1 rRNA gene is annotated in these 257 nt (G+C 46.7%); it reads left to right on the top strand.

The window, feature by feature from the left end:
- Positions 1-172: 172 nt before the first annotated feature.
- Positions 173-257, top strand: a 5S ribosomal RNA gene (gene rrf / locus JIG40_RS10135); the annotation flags it as partial.

Genomic DNA, 257 nt, shown 5'->3' with positions numbered 1-257 from the left:
GAACGTTGATAGGCAGGGTGTGTAAGCGTTGTGAGGCGTTGAGCTAACCTGTACTAATTGCCCGTGAGGCTTAACCATACAACACCCAAGGGGTTTTGTAGTGGACTCAAAGCTAAGCGCATAAGAATGTGTTGAGAGAACGAAAAACAGCTTTCCGAATTTTAAGAATTTGCTTGGCGACCATAGCGTTTTGGACCCACCTGATTCCATTCCGAACTCAGAAGTGAAACGAAACAGCGTCGATGGTAGTGTGGGGT

It is taken from the genome of Vibrio sp. bablab_jr001 (assembly GCF_016464285.1).
Lineage (GTDB): Bacteria > Pseudomonadota > Gammaproteobacteria > Enterobacterales > Vibrionaceae > Vibrio > Vibrio fluvialis.
This window is presented reverse-complemented; position numbering and strand designations above follow the sequence as displayed.